An 18572-nucleotide genomic window follows, 5' to 3' on the forward strand; every position below is an offset into this window, starting at 1 on the left:
AAGACATCCCTCTAGTTAATGTAGTTAATCCCAACTCTCCCATTGGAGAAACTACATCATCACCCAGTGTCAGCTTACCAGTAGTTTCCGCTGAAAAATCTTTCCCAAATCAATCCTCACAAGACATCCCTCTAGTTAATCAACTATCCCCGTCAAAATTTACGGACCCTTTAATCGATTTAGTGAAAAAAAATAATACTATTTCTCCGGTTATTGACAGCTTAAACTCTACTATTAATATTCAAAATTATACATCAAATTTAAACACGCCAATTCAGCCAAAATTAAGAAATACATTAGTAGTTTATTCGAGAGCTAAAAAGCCAAAATCAGCTGATAATGAACAAATTTTATTATTCGAGCAGTTACAGACAAAAAAACCTTCAGTTGTGGCTGAAAATGCAGAAGATAGTCACCAAACTACTAGTGTTAATGATAAACTTGATTTACCAATAGTAAAAGTTAATTCTGAGTCATATTTACCTGAATTAGAACCATTAATATGGTCTAATTATCCTATTGCTAAAGAAAAGGTAAATAACTTAAATAGTGAACAAATAGCTCACCAGAAAAATTTGATTTCAAAAGATAATCATAGCACATCATCCCATCAGTCACCAAATCATATCAGCAATATTATTCCGGTAAACGAAACAACAAATATATCCTATTCTTCTGTTAATTCACATCCTCCTCCAATTAACCAAAGTCAAAAAACATCACTAGAAGGAGTAAGTATACCACCTCAGATTAATGTTGATGATTTAGTAGAAAAAGTAGAACGTAGAATCATGCGCAGACTAGTTATAGAAAGTGAACGGAGAGGGAAAAGGAAATGGCGCTAGAAAAGTTAAAAATTAAAGCCGAAAAAAGTAGTGAGGGAGATTTCGCCGATGAAATCGAAGTTTTGTTTAATCCTAACCAAGTACAAATTAATAAAACTGGTTGGACAATTGGCGAAAAAGGTCTAATTCCTTCTAAGGATTTAGCAACATTAACCATAGAGTTATTCTTTGATACCACTCTCACAGGTTCTCCTCCGGAAAATGTCCAACAATACACCAAAAAAGTTTTTAATTTAACTCGTCCCAGAATTGGGACAAGCGAGAAAAGACCACCTCGATGTAAGCTAACTTGGGGAACTATTGGGGGAAAAGATAGCGTTTTATTACCCGATGGTGTTTTAGAAAGTGTGACGAAAACTCTAACCCAGTTTTTGGAAGATGGTACACCGGTGCGCGCTACTTTGAATTGTGTGTTTAGAGAGTGGACGGAACCAGAAAAACAACAGAAGGAAGAGAATTTAATTGATGACCCGGTTCGTATTGTTAAAAGAGGAGAAACCCTCAGCAGTATTGCTCATGAAGAATATGGAGATCCTAATTTATGGCGAATAATTGCAGCGGAAAACCAGCTAGATAATCCCCGTAAAATACCACCGGGGTTAGTTTTGACGATTCCACCTTTGCGAATTGAAAGTTACACTTAAAGGAGGGAAATATGTCTGATTATGGTGGTGCAAAAACTCTTTCTCCTAATATTAAAGTTTTAATTAAAGGACAGAAGCTTTCTGCTCAAGCGAGTGCTGATTTAATTTCAGCGAAAGTATATGAAGATATAGAAGCACCAAGTATGTTTACCTTGGAATTTGCTAGTTGGGATTTAGCTAAGGGTAAATTAACTTGGATTGATGATGATTTATTTGAAATTGGTAATGAAGTAGAAATTCAAATGGGTTATGAGAATCAATTAAGAACGGTAATTGTGGGAGAAATTACGGGATTAGAACCTGAGTTTCTCCAAAGTTCTGCGCCGATCTTAGTAGTAAGGGGACATGATATGCGTCACCGTTTGTTACGAGGGACTAAAACAAAATCCTATGCGAAAATGAAAGATAGTGATATTGCTAGTCAAATCGCTAGAGCTAGGGGACTATCACCAAAAGTTAAGGATACTGATGTGAAACATGAGTATGTTTTGCAGCATAATCAAACTGATTGGGATTTTCTCCAAAGTCGTGCAGAACGCATTGGCTATGAAGTAGTTATTGATAAGAAAACATTATATTTTCAACCTCCACAAAACGATGGTCAAAAGGTTGTAACTTTAAAGTTTGAAGAAAATTTACGGGAATTTTTACCCCGGTTAAGTACGATGTCTCAGGTGGAAGAGGTGGAAGTAAAGGGATGGATACCGGAAGATAAAAAAGAAGTTATAGGTAAAGCTGCTGCAGGTAAAGAAGGAAGTAAAATGGGGGGTAAAACTACTGGACCAAAGGCGGTAGAAAGCTTTGGTAAATCTGTTTCTACTGTAGTTATTCAACCAGTAGCTAGCAAGGAAGAAGCTGATCAAATAGCTTTAGGACAGTTTAAAGATATGGCGATCGCCTATATAAACGCTGAAGGAACTTGTCCGGGAATTCCTACTTTGAGAATTGCCAAAGTTATCGAAGTAACTGGAGTGGGAAAGCGATTTAGTGGAATGTATTATGTGACATCAACCGAACATAATTACTCGGAATCCCAGGGTTATAGTACTTTATTTACTGCCAGGAGAACCGCATCATGATGGGAATAGATTTGTTATTACCAGATGACCCCAATGTTCGCTTTTATGGTGTCACTATTGGCGTGGTTACTAATATTAAAGACCCCGATGGAGTAGGGCGAATTAAGGTCAAGTTCCCCTGGTTATCAGATGAAGATGAAAGCGCTTGGGCTAGGGTTATGACTCCCATGGCGGGAGAAGATAGGGGATTTTACTTTTTACCTGAAGTTGATGATGAAGTTTTAGTGGCTTTTGAACATGGTGATATTGCCTTTCCTTATATTTTAGGCAGTTTATGGAATGGTAAGGATAAACCACCTTTAGAAAATGATGATGGGGAAAATAATATCCGCATGATTAAATCCCGCAGTGGTCATAAAATTGTTTTAGATGATACGGAAGATAAAGAGAAAATTATTATTGAGGATAAAAGTGGTAAAAACATAATTACCATTGATTGTGAGAAAAATTCCCTCAGTGTTCAAATAGAAGAAGACATCAATATTGAAGCTAAGGGAAAAATTACTATCAAAAGTACAGACAAAGATATTGCCATTGAATGTAAGAATCTGGAAATTAAGACTCAACAAGAATGTAAAATAGAAGCGGGTTCAAATTGCAGCATTGAAGCTAAATCTAAAGCGGAATTTGCAGCTAAGTCAGGCTTAGAAATTACCTGTGCTGCGGGAGTCAAGGTTAATAACGGGGCCTTGGAGGTGATGTAATGGATATTGATTTTTTAGGGGTAGGTTGGACCTATCCTGTACAGTTTGATGATCACAAAAAACTGGTAATGGCAAAGTACGAAGATTGTGTACGTCAGTCAATTTGGGCAATTTTGAGTACCGTCAGGGGTGAACGTGTCATGCGTCCTAATTTTGGCTGTCGAATTCATGATCGCGTTTTTGCACCCAATAGCGCCGGTACAGTCGGCGAAATCATTAGTGATGTACGTTCGGCTCTAGTGGAGTGGGAACCGCGCATAGATATTTTAAATATTGATTTGCTTTCCCATCCCTCTCAACCTAATGTGCTGCACATTTCCATTAATTATCAAGTTCGCACCACTAATAATGCCTTTAATTTAGTTTATCCTTTCTATTTACAGTAGCGAATTATGTCTATTCCTCCACCTAAAATTGACCAACGCAGCTATGAAGATTTGGTTGCACAAACCCAAGCTTTAGTTAATAAATATACAGGTAAAGATTTTAACAAATCAGATGCGGGTTCAGCACTAACGCGGATTTTCAGCCGCATGGCTACAGTAGTCAGCGATCGCCTCAATCGCGTTCCCGACCGCAACTTACTAGCATTTCTCAACTTAATTGGGACTCAACAAACCCCACCCCAACCCGCTAGAGTCCCCCTCACTTTTAGTTTAGCAGGCCGTAGTCCTGTAGATTCCCTTGTTCCCGCCCATACCCAAATCTCAGCACCGCCTGTAGAAAACGAGAAACAAGAGGTTATCTTTGAAACCGAACAAGATTTGTTAGTTACCGGGACGAAATTACAAGCAATGTTTGTCATAGAAGACCGGGATTATTACAGCGATCGCACTCAACACACCATTCCTGCTATCGCTCACCAAAATCAACCATTTTTAGCCTTTACTGGTCATCAACCAGTTGAGCATTATTTATATATCAATTGTGAAGAAATTTTTCAGATTCCCGAATTAACAACTGCTACTATCACCATACATACTGATAGCCCAAACAGTGCCATTAAACTGCAAGCATTACTCGATATATGGTTTTATTGGGATGCAAAACAATGGCAAACATTAAGCAATGTACAAACCCAAGCAGATGCAGCACAATTAATTATTACTTTAACACATTTACCCAAATTAATGCCTGTGGAAATCAACGGGCAGAAAGCAAAATGGTTAAAAGTCGCTTTGATACCACACAACCGGCAAAATTTACCCGAAATCACCCAAATTAATTTCAGTGTTAATATTAATCATACCCAAACCCCCAAACTCTGTTTATTTAACACCTCTTCCCTAGATTTAAGCAAAGAATTTTACCCCTTTGGGACTACACCCCTGCGTAACGATACTTTTTCTATTCCTCTCGATAATGAATATATTAAACCCGGAGTCGCTATCATCATTGATGCTAAATTGAGTCATCAACCGACTTATACCCAAGACTTGGAAATTATTTGGGAAATAGGTAACCGGCAAGAATGGCAAATTATTGAAACAACAACTAATGAAAATCAATTTAGATGGGATAATAACTCATCACCCATTAAGTTTATAGAAAATAGTACATCAACTACCTTTCAATTTCCCCAAAATTTACCAGAATTAGCTGAGAATCAGGAAGAAAATTATTATTGGATTCGTGCCAGAATTACTAACGGTATTTATGGCAGAAAAGGCAGAGAAAGAAAATATGTTGTCTATAATGATGTTACCCTAGTTGCTCAAAATATCAGCTCTGGACAATCAGAAATATACGTTGATAGTGTCGATGAATTAGACATTGACAATATTATCCGCCTGCAAACTTCTGGGGGTGAAATTCTCCAAGAAGAAATTAAAATTATTGGCAAAGTAGAAGCACAAAGAAAGCTAATTTTAGAGAACACCACCCGGAATGCTTACACAGCTGGTAGTCGGGTTTTAAGTAAATTTACCATGGCGGAAAATACTCCTGATACCTTTGATCCCCCTGTAGTGGAATCGGTAAGCATTACTTATACAGTTGCTTTAGAAAAACCTGCCTTTTATTATGCCTACAATGATTTTATCTATTGTGAAGGCACTCCTGTATTAGTGAGATTATCTCAAGCTGCTCAACCAGGGGAAACTATCATACATCTGGATGATGTCAGCCCCTTTAAAATCGGTGAGTTCCTTAAATTTGATGATAATCACCCAGAAAAACAGCAAATTGAACTCATTGATGGCGATCGCAACTTAGTTATTTTCACCAAACCCCTCAATTATCATCATCAACGTGCGGGTAGAGTCATCCGTTGTTTTCATCCCTTAACACCCCGACTTAACCGTGACTCTGCTTTGTATTTGGGATTTAATCAACCATTTCCCCATCGTCCCAACACACTTTACTTGCAAATCGAACCCCCAAGACAAGAAGAAGTTTTACCCAACGCCAACCGGGGGACAACTGACATTAATTTACACAGAATTGCTTGGGAGTATCCTAGCCCTAGGGGATGGGAATCCTTAATTGTCCAGGATGAAACCCAAGCCTTTGTCCAAAAAGGTTTAATTCAATTTATCGGACCTACAGACTTTATTCCCTTACCTTACTTTGGTAAACCACTGTATTGGTTACGCGCTCGGAAACAGCCAAATAATTGGGAAAATCTGCCCTTTAGCTTGATATATATCTTTAATTGGGCATTAGGATTTCAACGGTTAAGACTATACGGATTAATGCGCTACCTTTTTCAACAACTAGCCATTTCTGCCGATTTTACCGTACCTCCCCGGCTGCGTTCTGTCCGCACTAATACTGTTTGGGCAAGTCAAACTATTACCTTAGAAAATGAGATTTTAGGTTCTAGTAATAACGAACCCAAACAAGTATTTACTACCACCCATTCCCCCATTCTCCTGGGACAAAAATTAGAAATTCAAGAAGGGAGAATCCCACCTGATGACGAACGCCTTATTGCACAAGCATCAGGAAATATTGTACCTGTGATAGATGAAACCGGGCGGTTAGTAGAAGTGTGGATACCTTGGGAAGAAGTACCAGATTTTTATAGTTCTAGCCCTAAAGACCGTCATTATGTTCTTGACCGCCAAACCGGGAAAATTTACTTTGGTGATGGACAAGCGGGGATGATTCCCCCACGAGGACGTAACAATATTAGGTTAAGTAAATACTGTACTGGAGGCGGTATTCAAGGCAATCGCGCCCCCCAAACCATCGCTGAACTCAAAACCACTATTCCCTATATAGACAGTGTAATTAATTGGGAGGCTGCTACAGGAGGAAACGAGCAAGAATCTTTAGACAAACTCAAAGAGCGATCGCCTAAACGACTGCGCCACCGTAACCGCGCCGTCACCGCCCAGGATTTTGAAGACCTAGTTTATGAAGCATCTATAGATATAGCTAGGGTAAAAATTATCACCCCAGAAATGATGTTTCCTGATTATAATCCCTTGCTAGAAGAACTCTGGCTAGAACCTGATGGTACATCTAAGGCAGCTTTACAAGAAAATCACATCAAAGTTTTCAATCACGAAATTCGCGCTGGTCGGGTCTTAGTCATTATCGTTCCCTATGGTGAAGAACGCCAACCCACCCCCACACTAGCATTACTCAATCGCGTGCGGAATTATTTACAAGCCCGATTTGTCCCCACAATTACCCTACTAGTCTCAGGACCCAAATGGCAAGAAATCAGAGTAATTACGGAAATTGTCCCCGTGGCTGTAGAAAATGCTGATGCGGTCAAACTAGCTGTAATCGATCGCATACATAGTTTTTTACATCCCCTCACAGGGGGAGATCAGGGAAAGGGATGGAGTTTTGGCCGTAAACCTCATCATTCTGACCTTTATGCTGTCCTGGAAAAAGTACCAGGAGTTAAGTATGTCCGCGCCCTAGATATTCAACCTGTCGATGCAGTCATCGATATCCAGACCATGATTTACTCAGGTCAACATATCGTCACCTTAAAACTACCAGGAGACACTTAAACCATGACATTACCCTTACCCAACCTGGACGATCGCACCTATACCGACCTAGTACAAGAAGCCATTGGCCTCATTCCCAGTGAAGCCCCCGAATGGACAGATCACAACCCCTCAGATACAGGAATTATCCTGATTGAATTATTCGCCTGGTTAACAGAAATGGTGTTATATCGCACCAATCAAATTACCAATCGCAACCAATCCGCCTTTTTAACACTACTTCAAGGAGAACCTTACAAATTACAAGCAGCAAAATCAACCAGTCAACAGAATGCCATTTTACAAGCAGAAATTCAGAAAACACTAGTACAAATACGGCAACGTTACCGAGCCGTCACCGCCACAGACTTTGAGCAAATCATCTTATTTGACTGGTTGCAAACCAAAACAGCCGCATGCTGGGGAGAAGCTGCGATCATGGCGCGGGTAAATTGTTTACCAGAAAGAGACTTGGAAAATGCAGACATTAACCAGCTAGTAGAAGCACATATTACCTTAGTCGTCTTACCCAAAATCCAGACTCCAGACACAGAAATTATTAAAAAAACAATTAAAAAATTTCTTGATCAAAGAAGACTAATTAGCACCCGTCTGCACATAGTCGAACCCAACTATGTCAACATTAAAGTTGCGGTCACCTTATATTTACATGATAGTGCCTCATATCAGGCAGTGCAAACAGAAGCCAAACGCCGACTCACAGGTTTCTTTAATCCTTTCCCCAGTCCAGAATATTGGCAAAATCAAGGTTATCCCTTTGGCAGAGATATTTATGTTTCTGAACTTTATGAATTATTTGATCATTTACCAGGAGTTGATTATGTAGAACAAATTCACATCAGCGAATTTGAACCACATCGACAGCAAATCAACGCCCAAAATCAACTCACCGCCATTTCCTTACAAGAAAATGAATTAGTCACACTAGAGATTGGTGAAATTACCACAATGCAACGTTTAGGAGACAAATGGAAAAAGAACGACTAAGTAGTTATTTAGAATATCTACCAGCTTATCTGGAAACAGATCCCTTTTTAGGTAGATTTTTACTCGCCTTTGAAAATATTCTCAGTGGATTTAATGAGGAAGAAACAGATTTTACACCCCAAATTGTTGACAAAAATACAGCCTCCCCCTGGGGTTTAGAAACCCTGATTGATCAAATTCACACCTATTTTGACCCCCAACAAACCCCAGCGGAATTTTTACCCTGGTTAGCCGGATGGGTAGCTTTAAGTTTGCGGGATGATTGGGATGAGAAAACCAAACGCCAATTTATTAGTAAGATAGTTCCCCTGTACAAATTTCGGGGAACAGTTAGCGGCATGAAAAATATGCTGCAAATTTATTTAGAAAGTTTCGGTTTGACTTATCCCCAACGGACAATTTCTATATTTGAATTTGACAACAAACCCCATTATTTTCAAGTTCAACTGGCCTTACCCAGCAATCAAGTTATTGACCCAGAGAGATATTGGCGAGAATTCCGTATTTCTAAAGGAATTATTGACCAAGAAAAACCCGCCCATACTTATTATGCTTTAAGAATCTTAACACTCACCATGCAAATTACCCAAGCATGGGGAGGTTGTTACCCCTTTATTTTATTTGATGCACCCCCAGAACAAAAATTTCAAATTCAGGCCAGGATTCAACTCGATAATTACCCGCCAGAACATCCCCTAGAAAAAGAAATATTAATTCGTATTCAGGGAAAAAACTTACCCCTAGAACCCAATGGCAGCCAGATGGGGCCTGATGTCAGACAAACTGTATTTTATCAGCAATTTATTGGCAATCCTGATGGTTTTTTTATTGCCCTATCTAATTTAAGCAGTGAACAACTCACAGGTAAAATTACCGTTCAAGTTAACTTTCATCTCAACCGGCAACAATATTCCCACATTATCTTTGATTCCCTACCCTTTGACTTAGAACCTAACTTAAGAATTTATCGCCCCCTGAATCAATTAGAATTAATGCCGGGAAATACTCGCCTGGACTCCGAACCAGAACAAACCTTACATCTTTGTCCAGAACCCCCCTTAAACATTCATCAGCCCCAAATCACACCGATAGATGGTAATACTCGCCTGGGTGCGAGAGTCGGTGAAACCATGCGTTTAGTCCATGATGCCAGGCTAAGAATTTACAAACCCAGACCATTATGGCACAGCATGGAAGGTAATACTCGCTTAGGTAACCAAGTGGGTGCATCCTTGCAAATTCCCACAAACGCTGAACAGACCCAATTAAAAATTTACCGTCGCCATCAAGAAAACAAAATTGGTAATACATTGATCGGGACTAAAATCGGCGCAACCATGCGACTGGTTCCTAACTCCCAATGGTTAGAAAGAATTTACCGCTTTAAATTATTTGATTCTCCAGCCAAAAAGAAAATAGAAATAGAAACAATTGTCGAACTTACAGGAGTAGCAGAAACCGCAGGAGAAAAAATAGCCAGACTTTTAACATTAAGAATTCAATCTTGTACTTCCACCTTTAGACCCTTAATGCCTAACTTAGAATTTTCCGCCCAAGGAATACGGGGGACACACCAAGTTAGCTATCAGCGTTTTTTGGAGAATCCCAAAGGGTTTTATGTCGTCTTATCTAACGTTAATGACTGTCCAGTGTCAGGTAAAATCACCATCAAAATCAACTTTAATCTCAATCAACAACCGGTTTCTCAAGTCATTGTAGAACAAGAGTTTAATTTGAGTCCCAGGGTGAATGTACTGGAAATTTGTCGGTTAAACAATAACGGACGAGTACAAGGTAACACCATCATTGGTAGAGTTACCCCCCAAATGCTCAAGGATGCCACAATTAAAGAAGAAGCTTGGGTAGATTGATGAACATTAATTAATTTTTTTATCCCAATTATTATGTCAGACTATATTTTAACCACAGGCGACATCGCCATGTTTAACCCCCCATTTGGACAAGCAATTGTCACCGTAATTCCTGGTAATATAGTGGGGTCGAGTAAAAACATGATTAACAAAAAAATGGTGTGTGTTGATGGGGATGAAAAAAGCGTCATCGTTCCCGGTTGTCCCTATATGACCCCCTCACATCCCATTCCCGGCGTAGGAATCCTTTCCATAGACTCCCTCGCCCCCAATCAAAAAGCCCTGAGAACCAAATGTAACAGCAAACCCGTTTTACTCAAAGGAAGTACATTTAAAGCTAAATTTCAAGTTGTTGTTCCCGCACAGCAACCCACACCCGGCGGACCTGTTCCGGACCCCACACCCCAATATTCTGGGACTGGGAGTTTTATCACTACTAACTTTCGTGTCAAAGGAACATAAAAGTTAATATTCACATCCACACCAGTCATGAAAAAAGTAGAGGCTAATATTATGGGTACTTTGCGACAAAGCCAAACCAAAAAGACCAAACCCACAGCCCAACAACCAAGCCCATCTCACAATAACCGCGATATCCATCCAGCAGAAGAACTACAAGAGATGTTTGGTAACAGAGCCCTAGGGCGGCTGATTTCCTCCCCAAGTTCGCCGCATCAACCACCAGATAACTCATTAATTCAACGTCGCCCTTTATTTCGTGGTTTGTCCCATGAATTGACAAGTCATAGACAGGGTAATGTGGTACAGACAAAACTAAGAATTCATCAAGCCGGGGATAAATATGAACAAGAAGCTGATCAAGTGGCGGCACAAGTCGTTAAGCAGATAAATCAGCCTGTTTCCCAGCCATTACCTAACCCAGAAATTAAGGCTATTCCCAGCCAAAAATTAATGCGCAAGTCTGTACCTCATCCCACACAGACAATGGTACAGTCTGATGTAGAAGCATCTATCCAAAAAGCAAGAGGGAAAGGAGAATCCCTGCCTCAAAATTTACAGCAACCTTTAGAACAAGCATTTAATGCTGACTTTAGGCAAGTTCGTGTTCACAAAGACAGTCAAGCCCATCATTTTAGTCAATCTCTACAAGCTAAAGCATTTACCACAGGTAAAGATATCTTCTTTCGCCAGGGAGAATATCAACCTAGTAGTCAGCAGGGACAGGAATTAATTGCCCATGAATTAACCCACGTCGTACAGCAAAATAATGGATTAGTGCAAAGACAGGGTGTAATTCAGAAAAAAAATACGGAAGATAAAAGTAAGGTAATTTCAGAAAGAAACGGCACAACAAAGACCACAGAAAGAGAGGAAAAAATTACTAAAGGGATAGAAAAAGAAATTGAAAAAATTAATAAAGCCTCTCCAGAACAAATCGAAAAAGCTGTAAAAGTCATGCAGCAAATAGGTTTTTTTGGTGAATCTACTAAGAAAACTAAAATAGAATCAGATATACTCAATTATAGTTCCGAAACTTCTCTGAAAAAAAGTATAGGAATACAAAATGAAGCCGAATTTAAAGTAGTCATGGATATCGTCAATGGCTTCTCGGCGATCGCTCAAGTATCTAGCAGCATCGGACTAAGTGCTGAACTCTCTACAGAGCATCAAGCAATAATTGGTCAATTCAAGGGAGATTTTAAAGCCAAGCTCAGTACCTTTATGGGTATTAAGGGCGCAGCCAAAGGTGAGGCCAAACTGGGAGCTTTGATAGGTTTAGAACTATCTGGTGAAGCTGAAGCTAAAGCAGGGGTTGAAGGCAATATAGAAATAGAGTTAAGTGGTGAAATCGGTAATTTAAAAGTAGCTGCTGAGTTATCAGGTGAAGCTTTTGCAGGTGCTGAAGCAAAAGCTGATGGCAATTTGAGCATTTCCAAAAAAGGAATAAGTTCATCAGTTAAGCTGGAAGCCTTTGCTGGAGCTAGAGCTTCTGCTAAAGGTAGTAAGTCCCTTTCATACAAAGGTAAAGTTTTAGTTAAACTTTCCGGTGAGGTAGAGGCCCAAGCAGGTATCGGCGCTAAGGTAGAGGGTACTTTTGAATTTAAGGACGGTAAGCTCAAGTTAAGCGGTGGTTTAAGCACAACTCTGGGTATTGGTGGTGGTGTCGATGGTGATATCGAAGTCGATGTCAAAGGAATTGGTAAGGCTATTGCTAGCAAGGTTAAAGATAAGGTCAAGAAGAAAATATTCGCCCGTCTTTCAGCCAGAGGACAGAGAGTCGCTAACAAGGTGTATGAGAAAGGTAAAAAAATATACAAGATAGGTAAATCTATCTATCAATCTGAAAAAAATAGCGAATCTGAATCTTAGTTTCCTTTTAAAGGGGGAAATGGCTCAAAATTATCCCCCTTCTTAGTTTGATTAACCAAAAATGTTTATCAGAAAAAGCAGGAAAATATGACAGAATTACCCCCAATGGTAACTTATTTAAATGAGGAAATAGGAATATCTATTTCCGTACCAGAAAACTGGAGTGGAGAAATCATTAGTGAATTGCAATTTAGAATCTTTGGCGAACCAGAAACGGGTTTTGAAGATTATTTCGATGAGTATCGTTCTACAATGAGTTACAGACTAGGAGAACCTGATAACAATAATCCTGGTTGGTTTGAAACATTGATTAAAGAATCTCTAGAGGAGATGGCACAGGATTATAATGACTTTCAACTCATCAGCGAAGAAAATTTTCCCATAGCAGATCACCCTGCCTATGTGAGACACTACGAGTGGACGGAAGAAAATACCGGGTTGCGGCTCTCCCAACTACAATCTTTAATTAAATTAAATGATTCTAGTTTTTACCTCATCAATGCGGCCACTTTAAAACCATTAGCAGAAAAATATTTACCAATATTTAATGCAATTCTGCAATCAACAAAAATTACCAGGTAAAGTTCAATAATTCCCTTGACTATCATAATGTATGGGGAATAATTTCCTCTTCATTCTCCATACATTATTTTATGAAAATGCTATTAATATTTTGCAATTTTTAAATACTCTCATGTTGATTGAAAGTACATTACCCGGACATATTGGGAACTATAATCAACTATTGCTGCTTCTAGAAAAATTGGATCAACTGCTAGAAAATGCTATAGCATCCGCGGAATTGGCTTATGGTTCAGAAGCGGCTAATAACCCATATCACGGAATACAAATCAATGACGCACAAGTTCAAAGGTTGCTGGACAGAGAACCGGGAATACCAATATTGACAATTAAAGAATCTGCGGTTAAAGAATTTTTTACTGATAGGACTCAGGAAAATTCTGGGTTAGCCTGGCTACAGGATAATTTTAATTTATCAGATTTTGATATCAATATTATCGCGATCGCACTGGCTCCAGAACTAGACCGCCGCTATGAAAGACTTTACGCCTATCTCCAAGATGATATCCGCTGTAAACGCCCCACGGTAGATTTAGCCCTGAATTTACTGTGTAGTTCAGCCATAGAGAAATTATCCCGCCGGGTTCATTTTAGTGCTAGTGCGCCCCTAATTACTCATGATTTACTCCACCTTTCCCCAGAATCTCACCAAACAGATCCTCCCCTACTAGCCCATAATCTTAAACTCGATGCCCAAGTTATTCAAATATTATTAGGAGAACAGGGAATTGATAGCAGACTTGTGGGCTTTTGTCAACTAATTACCCCTAAATTTAATTTAGATAATTTACCTTTAAAACCAGAATTTAAGCAAGGTCTACTCGCTATCATCACCGCTAATTGGCAAGCAGGTAAACCCCTCAATTTATATTTTCCAGGTGAGGATAAATCAGGGAAACGTCACACCGCTGAGGCGATCGCCCAATCATTGGGAGTACCTTTATTAATCGCAGCATTGGGGCGGATTGTGGAGAACAAAGGGGAATTTGCAACAAATATAAAATTATTATTCCGGGAAGCTTGGTTTAAAAATGCTCTGCTGTATATAGAAGATTTAGATGTTTTGCAAACTAAAGAAAATGCTCTTTTATATCACACCTTCATCCAGCAGTTAACAGCATATCCTCTAGTTACTATCCTTGGGGGTATTAAACCGGGGGTAAATACTGCAAATACAGCCATAACAGTAATTACCATTCCCTTTGTCATCCCCAATTTTGAACAGCGTCGTTTTTATTGGCAAAATTACTTACAAGCCGCAGCTATTACCCTGGATGAGCTAGAATTGGATAGCTTAAGCGATCGCTTTCGTCTCACCTGTGAACAGATAGCCAATGCTGTGGCCACCGCAATTCATCAAGTCACCTGGAAAACTACAGTATCAGGGTTTGGTGACAGAAAATCTACTCAACAACAACCGATCACATTAAGTGATTTATTTACAGCAGTCAGAAGCCTATCAGGACAAGATTTAGGCAGTCTAGCCCGTCACATTCAACCCAAGTATACTTGGGAAGATATTGTATTACCAGATAATCAAAAGAATTTATTAAGAGAAATTTGTAATCAAGTCAAGCATCAGCATTTAGTCTGGGAAAAGTGGGGCTTTACCAGTAAATTATCCCAAGGTAGGGGGTTAAATGTCATGTTTTCTGGAACCCCAGGAACAGGTAAAACCATGGCCGCGGAAATCATCGCCCAAGAATTACAACTTGATTTATATAAAATTGACCTCTCCCAAATTGTGAGTAAATATATTGGGGAAACAGAAAAGAACCTCAATCACATTTTTACTGCTGCTACCCATGCCAATGCTATTCTTTTATTTGATGAAGCAGATGCCCTCTTTGGTAAACGCAGTGAAGTCAAAGATGCCCATGATCGTTATGCTAACCTAGAAATCAGTTATTTATTGCAGAAAATGGAAGAGTACGAGGGGATAACCATTCTCACAACCAATCTGCGCATGAATATGGATGATGCTTTTGTACGACGACTGCGATTTATTATTGATTTCCCCTTTCCCAATGAAAAGCAACGATACCAGATTTGGGAAAAAATATTTCCCCCCAACTTACCCTGTAGTCATGATTTAGATTTAAATTTTCTCGCCCGTAATTTTGAACTCACAGGGGCTAATATTCGTAATATTGCTTTAGCTGCTGCATTTCTGGCCGCAGATGATAGCCAAGAAATTAAAATGTCTCATTTAATCCAAGCAGTCCGTCGTGAGTATCAAAAAATGGGTAAAATTCTCAAAGGTTTGTAAAACAGCGGTTCACCCTCCCATAGTCATATCAGTTTCAATATGTTGATCTAAACCTAACTCAGCTAGTGCAACTTGGGTTTCTTGGATTTTTTCCGGTGTCAATTCTCCCTCGACTACAAACTCTATTTTTAGTCTCAACTTCAAATTAGGATCAGCAGCAAATTTACTAATTGCTTTAGTATAAAAACTCATATATTTCCCGTTGGGGACTTCACCACTCCACTTTAATAATCTTGGTAAAACAACTGGTGCAGGGGCTACTGTTTCTGGTTCATCCGTGGGTAAATAAGTATTATTGCTTACATAGGGTACAGGAGCCTCCGCCACAGTATTGGTGAGACTGGTCGTATTAACTGGGGTATTGGTAGTAGGTTCCGGGGTTGGTGTTGATGGGTTTTCAGCCACAGCTAAAGCTGCTTGATAACCTTGGGCTGTTTCTGTGGTAATAATAAACATATCCTCGGAAATTTCCACATCCCTAGGGTTCAAGCTGGTTTGATAGTGGAAAGGGTCGTAAATACCATTGTTGGTTTTACCCACATAGGCTAAAGTCCCATTTTTAACCCCACGGGCGATCGCATCTTTGACAGCATCACTATTTAACAATCGGGGAAATAGTGGCGAAGCAAAAAAAGCATCCCGGACAGCTTTCGTACTCCATTCTGTGAAAGCTGGAGGCCAATTTTTGACTAAAAAGCGGGGGGTGATACTATCAGTCACATGGTCACTTTGACGTAACTTATTAATAATTAACTTAACTAGTTTATCCCCTTGACTAGAGTTAAACTGTCCCAAATCAGTGCACTTGATTTGGTTATTTTTATCTAAAAAAGCCACGTGCTTATAAGCATTCCACACACACTCTTTTAAATTCACCTCGCATTTTTTGAGATTCTCCTGTAACTGACGGGTTTGATTTTCATCTAATTGTGTCTCCTCCTCCCGAATATCCTCCCAAGCGAGAATCTTTCTGGCCTCTTCTCGCATTTTCCCATCACTATCCGCGATCGCCCAAATGATCCCACTCTTAAAGGTTCTATGGGATGTTCCACATTCCTTAGTCATGGATTCCACCATTTCCATGGTTTGGCTATTTTGCCGAAAATATTCTGGTGCTAATATAACTAAACGTAGAATAGGACTATTGGCGATCGCGGCGGAACTTTCGGGAAACTGCACTAACTCTATACCCAATTCCGGGGTAAACACCTTTTTAATTTCTGCTTTTACCCTCTCAGTAATTCGGGAAGCTTGAATATTAGCGCGACGGTCGGCGAGAATTTTATTTAAATTAGGTGAGAGACTAAAAGAATACCTATTTTTTTCTATTGACAGATAATAACAACTGGTCGCCAGAGTTTCCAGCACAGTTTCCACATTACCAATATCCAAAGATGGTTCTGCCACAGCTAACCGAATTTCTGGTATAGTAGACTCACTGCGTACAATCCCACCATTAGACTCAAAAAATATCGTCGTTGTTACCTTCTGGTGTAGTCGTGCTTTTTTAATTTGCTGATCAGCTTCTGCATCCAAGCGCACCCCATGGGAATCCTTCCTCCCGCAAATATCCGTAGTCACAACACCTTCTAATCTAGTTTCCCCTAATTGTCCCAACAGTGCTGTACGGAAATTTAGGTCATCCAGGGGAGCAGTACCTAAACTAATTAACGCGTCACGGTGTGCGCCTTGATATCCTTTTTGATAAGCATGAGATACCCACAAAGCTAACAGTCTTAAAATTCCCCGAGTGCGTTGGAACCGGGGTAAAACTTGCCATTTACGCTCAAATACTGACAATACACAAGGGTGAAAAGGATAGGTAGCATAAAAAGCCTCTCGCGGAGCATCTACGGGAAACCAGTTAGGTAATTGTTGACGGTGGTCTAATACCCAATCAGCATATTCATTACAAGTATTCACCGCATCCTTGGGTAAGATAACTCTACCATCCGTATTTACAACCCCAGCATCCCACTCAAACAATCTTCTTCTAATAATTTCCGAGGTTTCCCCAGCTGCTGACATCATGATAGGTTTACCCACCCTATCCAGCATTTTCTTTAATCTTTGTTGGTCGCCCTCATCGTCAGCGGTGTATTCCATTTCTGAAGCAGGAATAGAAACCACTAAGACCACATTATCTAAACTTCTGGCAGTTTCCGACAATGATTGAATAAAATTGTATAAGCTGTTATGATAACCTTTACAACGGTAAGTACTAACATAGTTAAGAATTTCATCCATTAAAATCAAACAAGGTTGATTCTTAGGCAGAAATTGTTTAATCACATCCCCCTTGGGTTCGATAAATTCCCTTTCGTGTTCTGCTAATATAGCTAGTGCAGACTCACCACCTAACTGATAGGCAATTTCTCCCCATGGTGTTTTGCGTAATGGTGTACCATCCTGTCCACCACGTCCATTAATAGAATCAAATTCAGTCCCCACAAATACAGCTACTGCTGCTGGGGGAACGGAGGGTACACCCGCTACTTGTAATATCTTTTTTACCCCCGTCCAATGTGCCGCATCAGCCCCACCCAGTCCCAGGTGATATAATAAAGTCAGGGCGTGGGTTTTACCGCCACCGAATTGGGTTGAAAGGTTGAAAACAGCAGAAGTTTGGGTTTTTTCCCCAGATAAACGCCGCACAACTTGGGCTGCAAATTCAGTTAAATATTTAGTTAAATAGGTACGGTCAAAGAATCTGGCTGGTTGTTGATAATCATCAGGTGCTGTTTTATTCCTCACCTGGTCTAAATGTACGGCAAATTCCGCCGCATCTAAAGGTTTACCTTCCCGTAGGTCTTCCCGGGGTGTCAGTCCATCGATTTTATACCAAGGTTTAATATTTGCCATAATTTTAGAAGTTGTTTTATAAGTTTTTCAGGGGGAGCAGGAGAGTAGGGAACGGGGGAAACAATCAAATCCAGTTCCCTCCTTTTACAAGGGGAGGGTGAGGGTGGGGTCAGACAATAAATATTTGATACATTAATCATAACCTTTAAAACATCCCCTCTCAATGTTCCCTGAGCGGAGTCGAAGGAATAGGCGCGATCGCAGTTTCGACTACCCTCATTGTGGTTTCGACTACGCTCATTGTGGTTTCGACTACGCTCATTGTGGTTTCGACTACGCTCAACCACCGGAATCTGTTCCCTGAGCGTAGTCGAAGGAATAGGCGCGATCGCAGTTTCGACTACCCTCATTGTGGTTTCGACTACGCTCATTGTGGTTTCGACTACGCTCATTGTGGTTTCGACTACGCTCAACCACCGGAATCTGT

Annotated in this window: 13 protein-coding genes; 12 read left to right on the top strand and 1 reads right to left on the bottom strand. The window is 39.9% G+C overall.

Annotated elements, in window-relative coordinates; all coding sequences use genetic code 11:
* From PN457_RS11280 to PN457_RS11335, 12 genes are all read left to right on the top strand, one after another.
* A partial coding sequence (locus PN457_RS11280) for a hypothetical protein (protein WP_271733407.1) occupies positions 1-845 on the top strand: 845 nt, incomplete at its 5' end.
* Positions 836-1489, top strand: a complete 654-nt coding sequence (locus tag PN457_RS11285; protein WP_271733408.1) for a CIS tube protein — start codon at positions 836-838, stop codon at positions 1487-1489. The genes PN457_RS11280 and PN457_RS11285, both read left to right, overlap by 10 nt.
* An 11-nt stretch (positions 1490-1500) precedes the next feature.
* Complete coding sequence (locus PN457_RS11290; protein ID WP_271733409.1) at positions 1501-2568, top strand: phage late control D family protein; 1068 nt, start codon at positions 1501-1503, stop codon at positions 2566-2568.
* Positions 2565-3272: a phage baseplate assembly protein V gene (locus PN457_RS11295; RefSeq protein ID WP_271733410.1), complete on the top strand. Its 708-nt coding sequence runs from the start codon at positions 2565-2567 to the stop codon at positions 3270-3272. Before PN457_RS11290 ends, PN457_RS11295 begins: the two co-directional genes overlap by 4 nt.
* Complete coding sequence (locus PN457_RS11300; RefSeq protein WP_271733411.1) at positions 3272-3658, top strand: GPW/gp25 family protein; 387 nt, start codon at positions 3272-3274, stop codon at positions 3656-3658. Before PN457_RS11295 ends, PN457_RS11300 begins: the two co-directional genes overlap by 1 nt.
* A 6-nt stretch (positions 3659-3664) precedes the next feature.
* Entirely contained in the window at positions 3665-7243 is a 3579-nt protein-coding gene (locus PN457_RS11305; RefSeq protein WP_271733413.1) for a putative baseplate assembly protein, read from the top strand.
* A gap of 3 nt (positions 7244-7246) precedes the next feature.
* Positions 7247-8230: a baseplate J/gp47 family protein gene (locus PN457_RS11310; protein ID WP_271733414.1), complete on the top strand. Its 984-nt coding sequence runs from the start codon at positions 7247-7249 to the stop codon at positions 8228-8230.
* Complete coding sequence (locus PN457_RS11315) at positions 8212-10101, top strand: phage tail protein (protein WP_271733415.1); 1890 nt, start codon at positions 8212-8214, stop codon at positions 10099-10101. The genes PN457_RS11310 and PN457_RS11315 overlap by 19 nt, the downstream gene beginning before the upstream one ends.
* A 33-nt stretch (positions 10102-10134) precedes the next feature.
* Entirely contained in the window at positions 10135-10563 is a 429-nt protein-coding gene (locus tag PN457_RS11320) for a hypothetical protein (RefSeq protein WP_271733416.1), read from the top strand.
* Positions 10564-10590: 27 nt separating this feature from the next.
* Complete coding sequence (locus tag PN457_RS11325) at positions 10591-12432, top strand: eCIS core domain-containing protein (protein ID WP_271733417.1); 1842 nt, start codon at positions 10591-10593, stop codon at positions 12430-12432.
* An 87-nt stretch (positions 12433-12519) separates the two neighbouring features.
* Positions 12520-13014, top strand: a complete 495-nt coding sequence (locus PN457_RS11330; RefSeq protein WP_271733418.1) for a PsbP-related protein — start codon at positions 12520-12522, stop codon at positions 13012-13014.
* Positions 13015-13126: 112 nt separating this feature from the next.
* On the top strand, positions 13127-15283 hold the full coding sequence (locus PN457_RS11335; protein WP_271733419.1) for an AAA family ATPase: 2157 nt from the start codon (positions 13127-13129) through the stop codon (positions 15281-15283).
* A 9-nt stretch (positions 15284-15292) separates the two neighbouring features.
* Here PN457_RS11335 and PN457_RS11340 read toward each other — a convergent pair whose 3' ends face one another.
* Positions 15293-18145: an ATP-binding protein gene (locus tag PN457_RS11340; RefSeq protein ID WP_271733420.1), complete on the bottom strand. Its 2853-nt coding sequence runs from the start codon at positions 18143-18145 to the stop codon at positions 15293-15295.
* Between the last annotated feature and the right edge of the window lie 427 nt (positions 18146-18572).

Source organism: Anabaenopsis arnoldii (genome assembly GCF_028331025.1).
GTDB classification, from domain to species: Bacteria; Cyanobacteriota; Cyanobacteriia; order Cyanobacteriales; family Nostocaceae; genus Anabaenopsis; species Anabaenopsis arnoldii.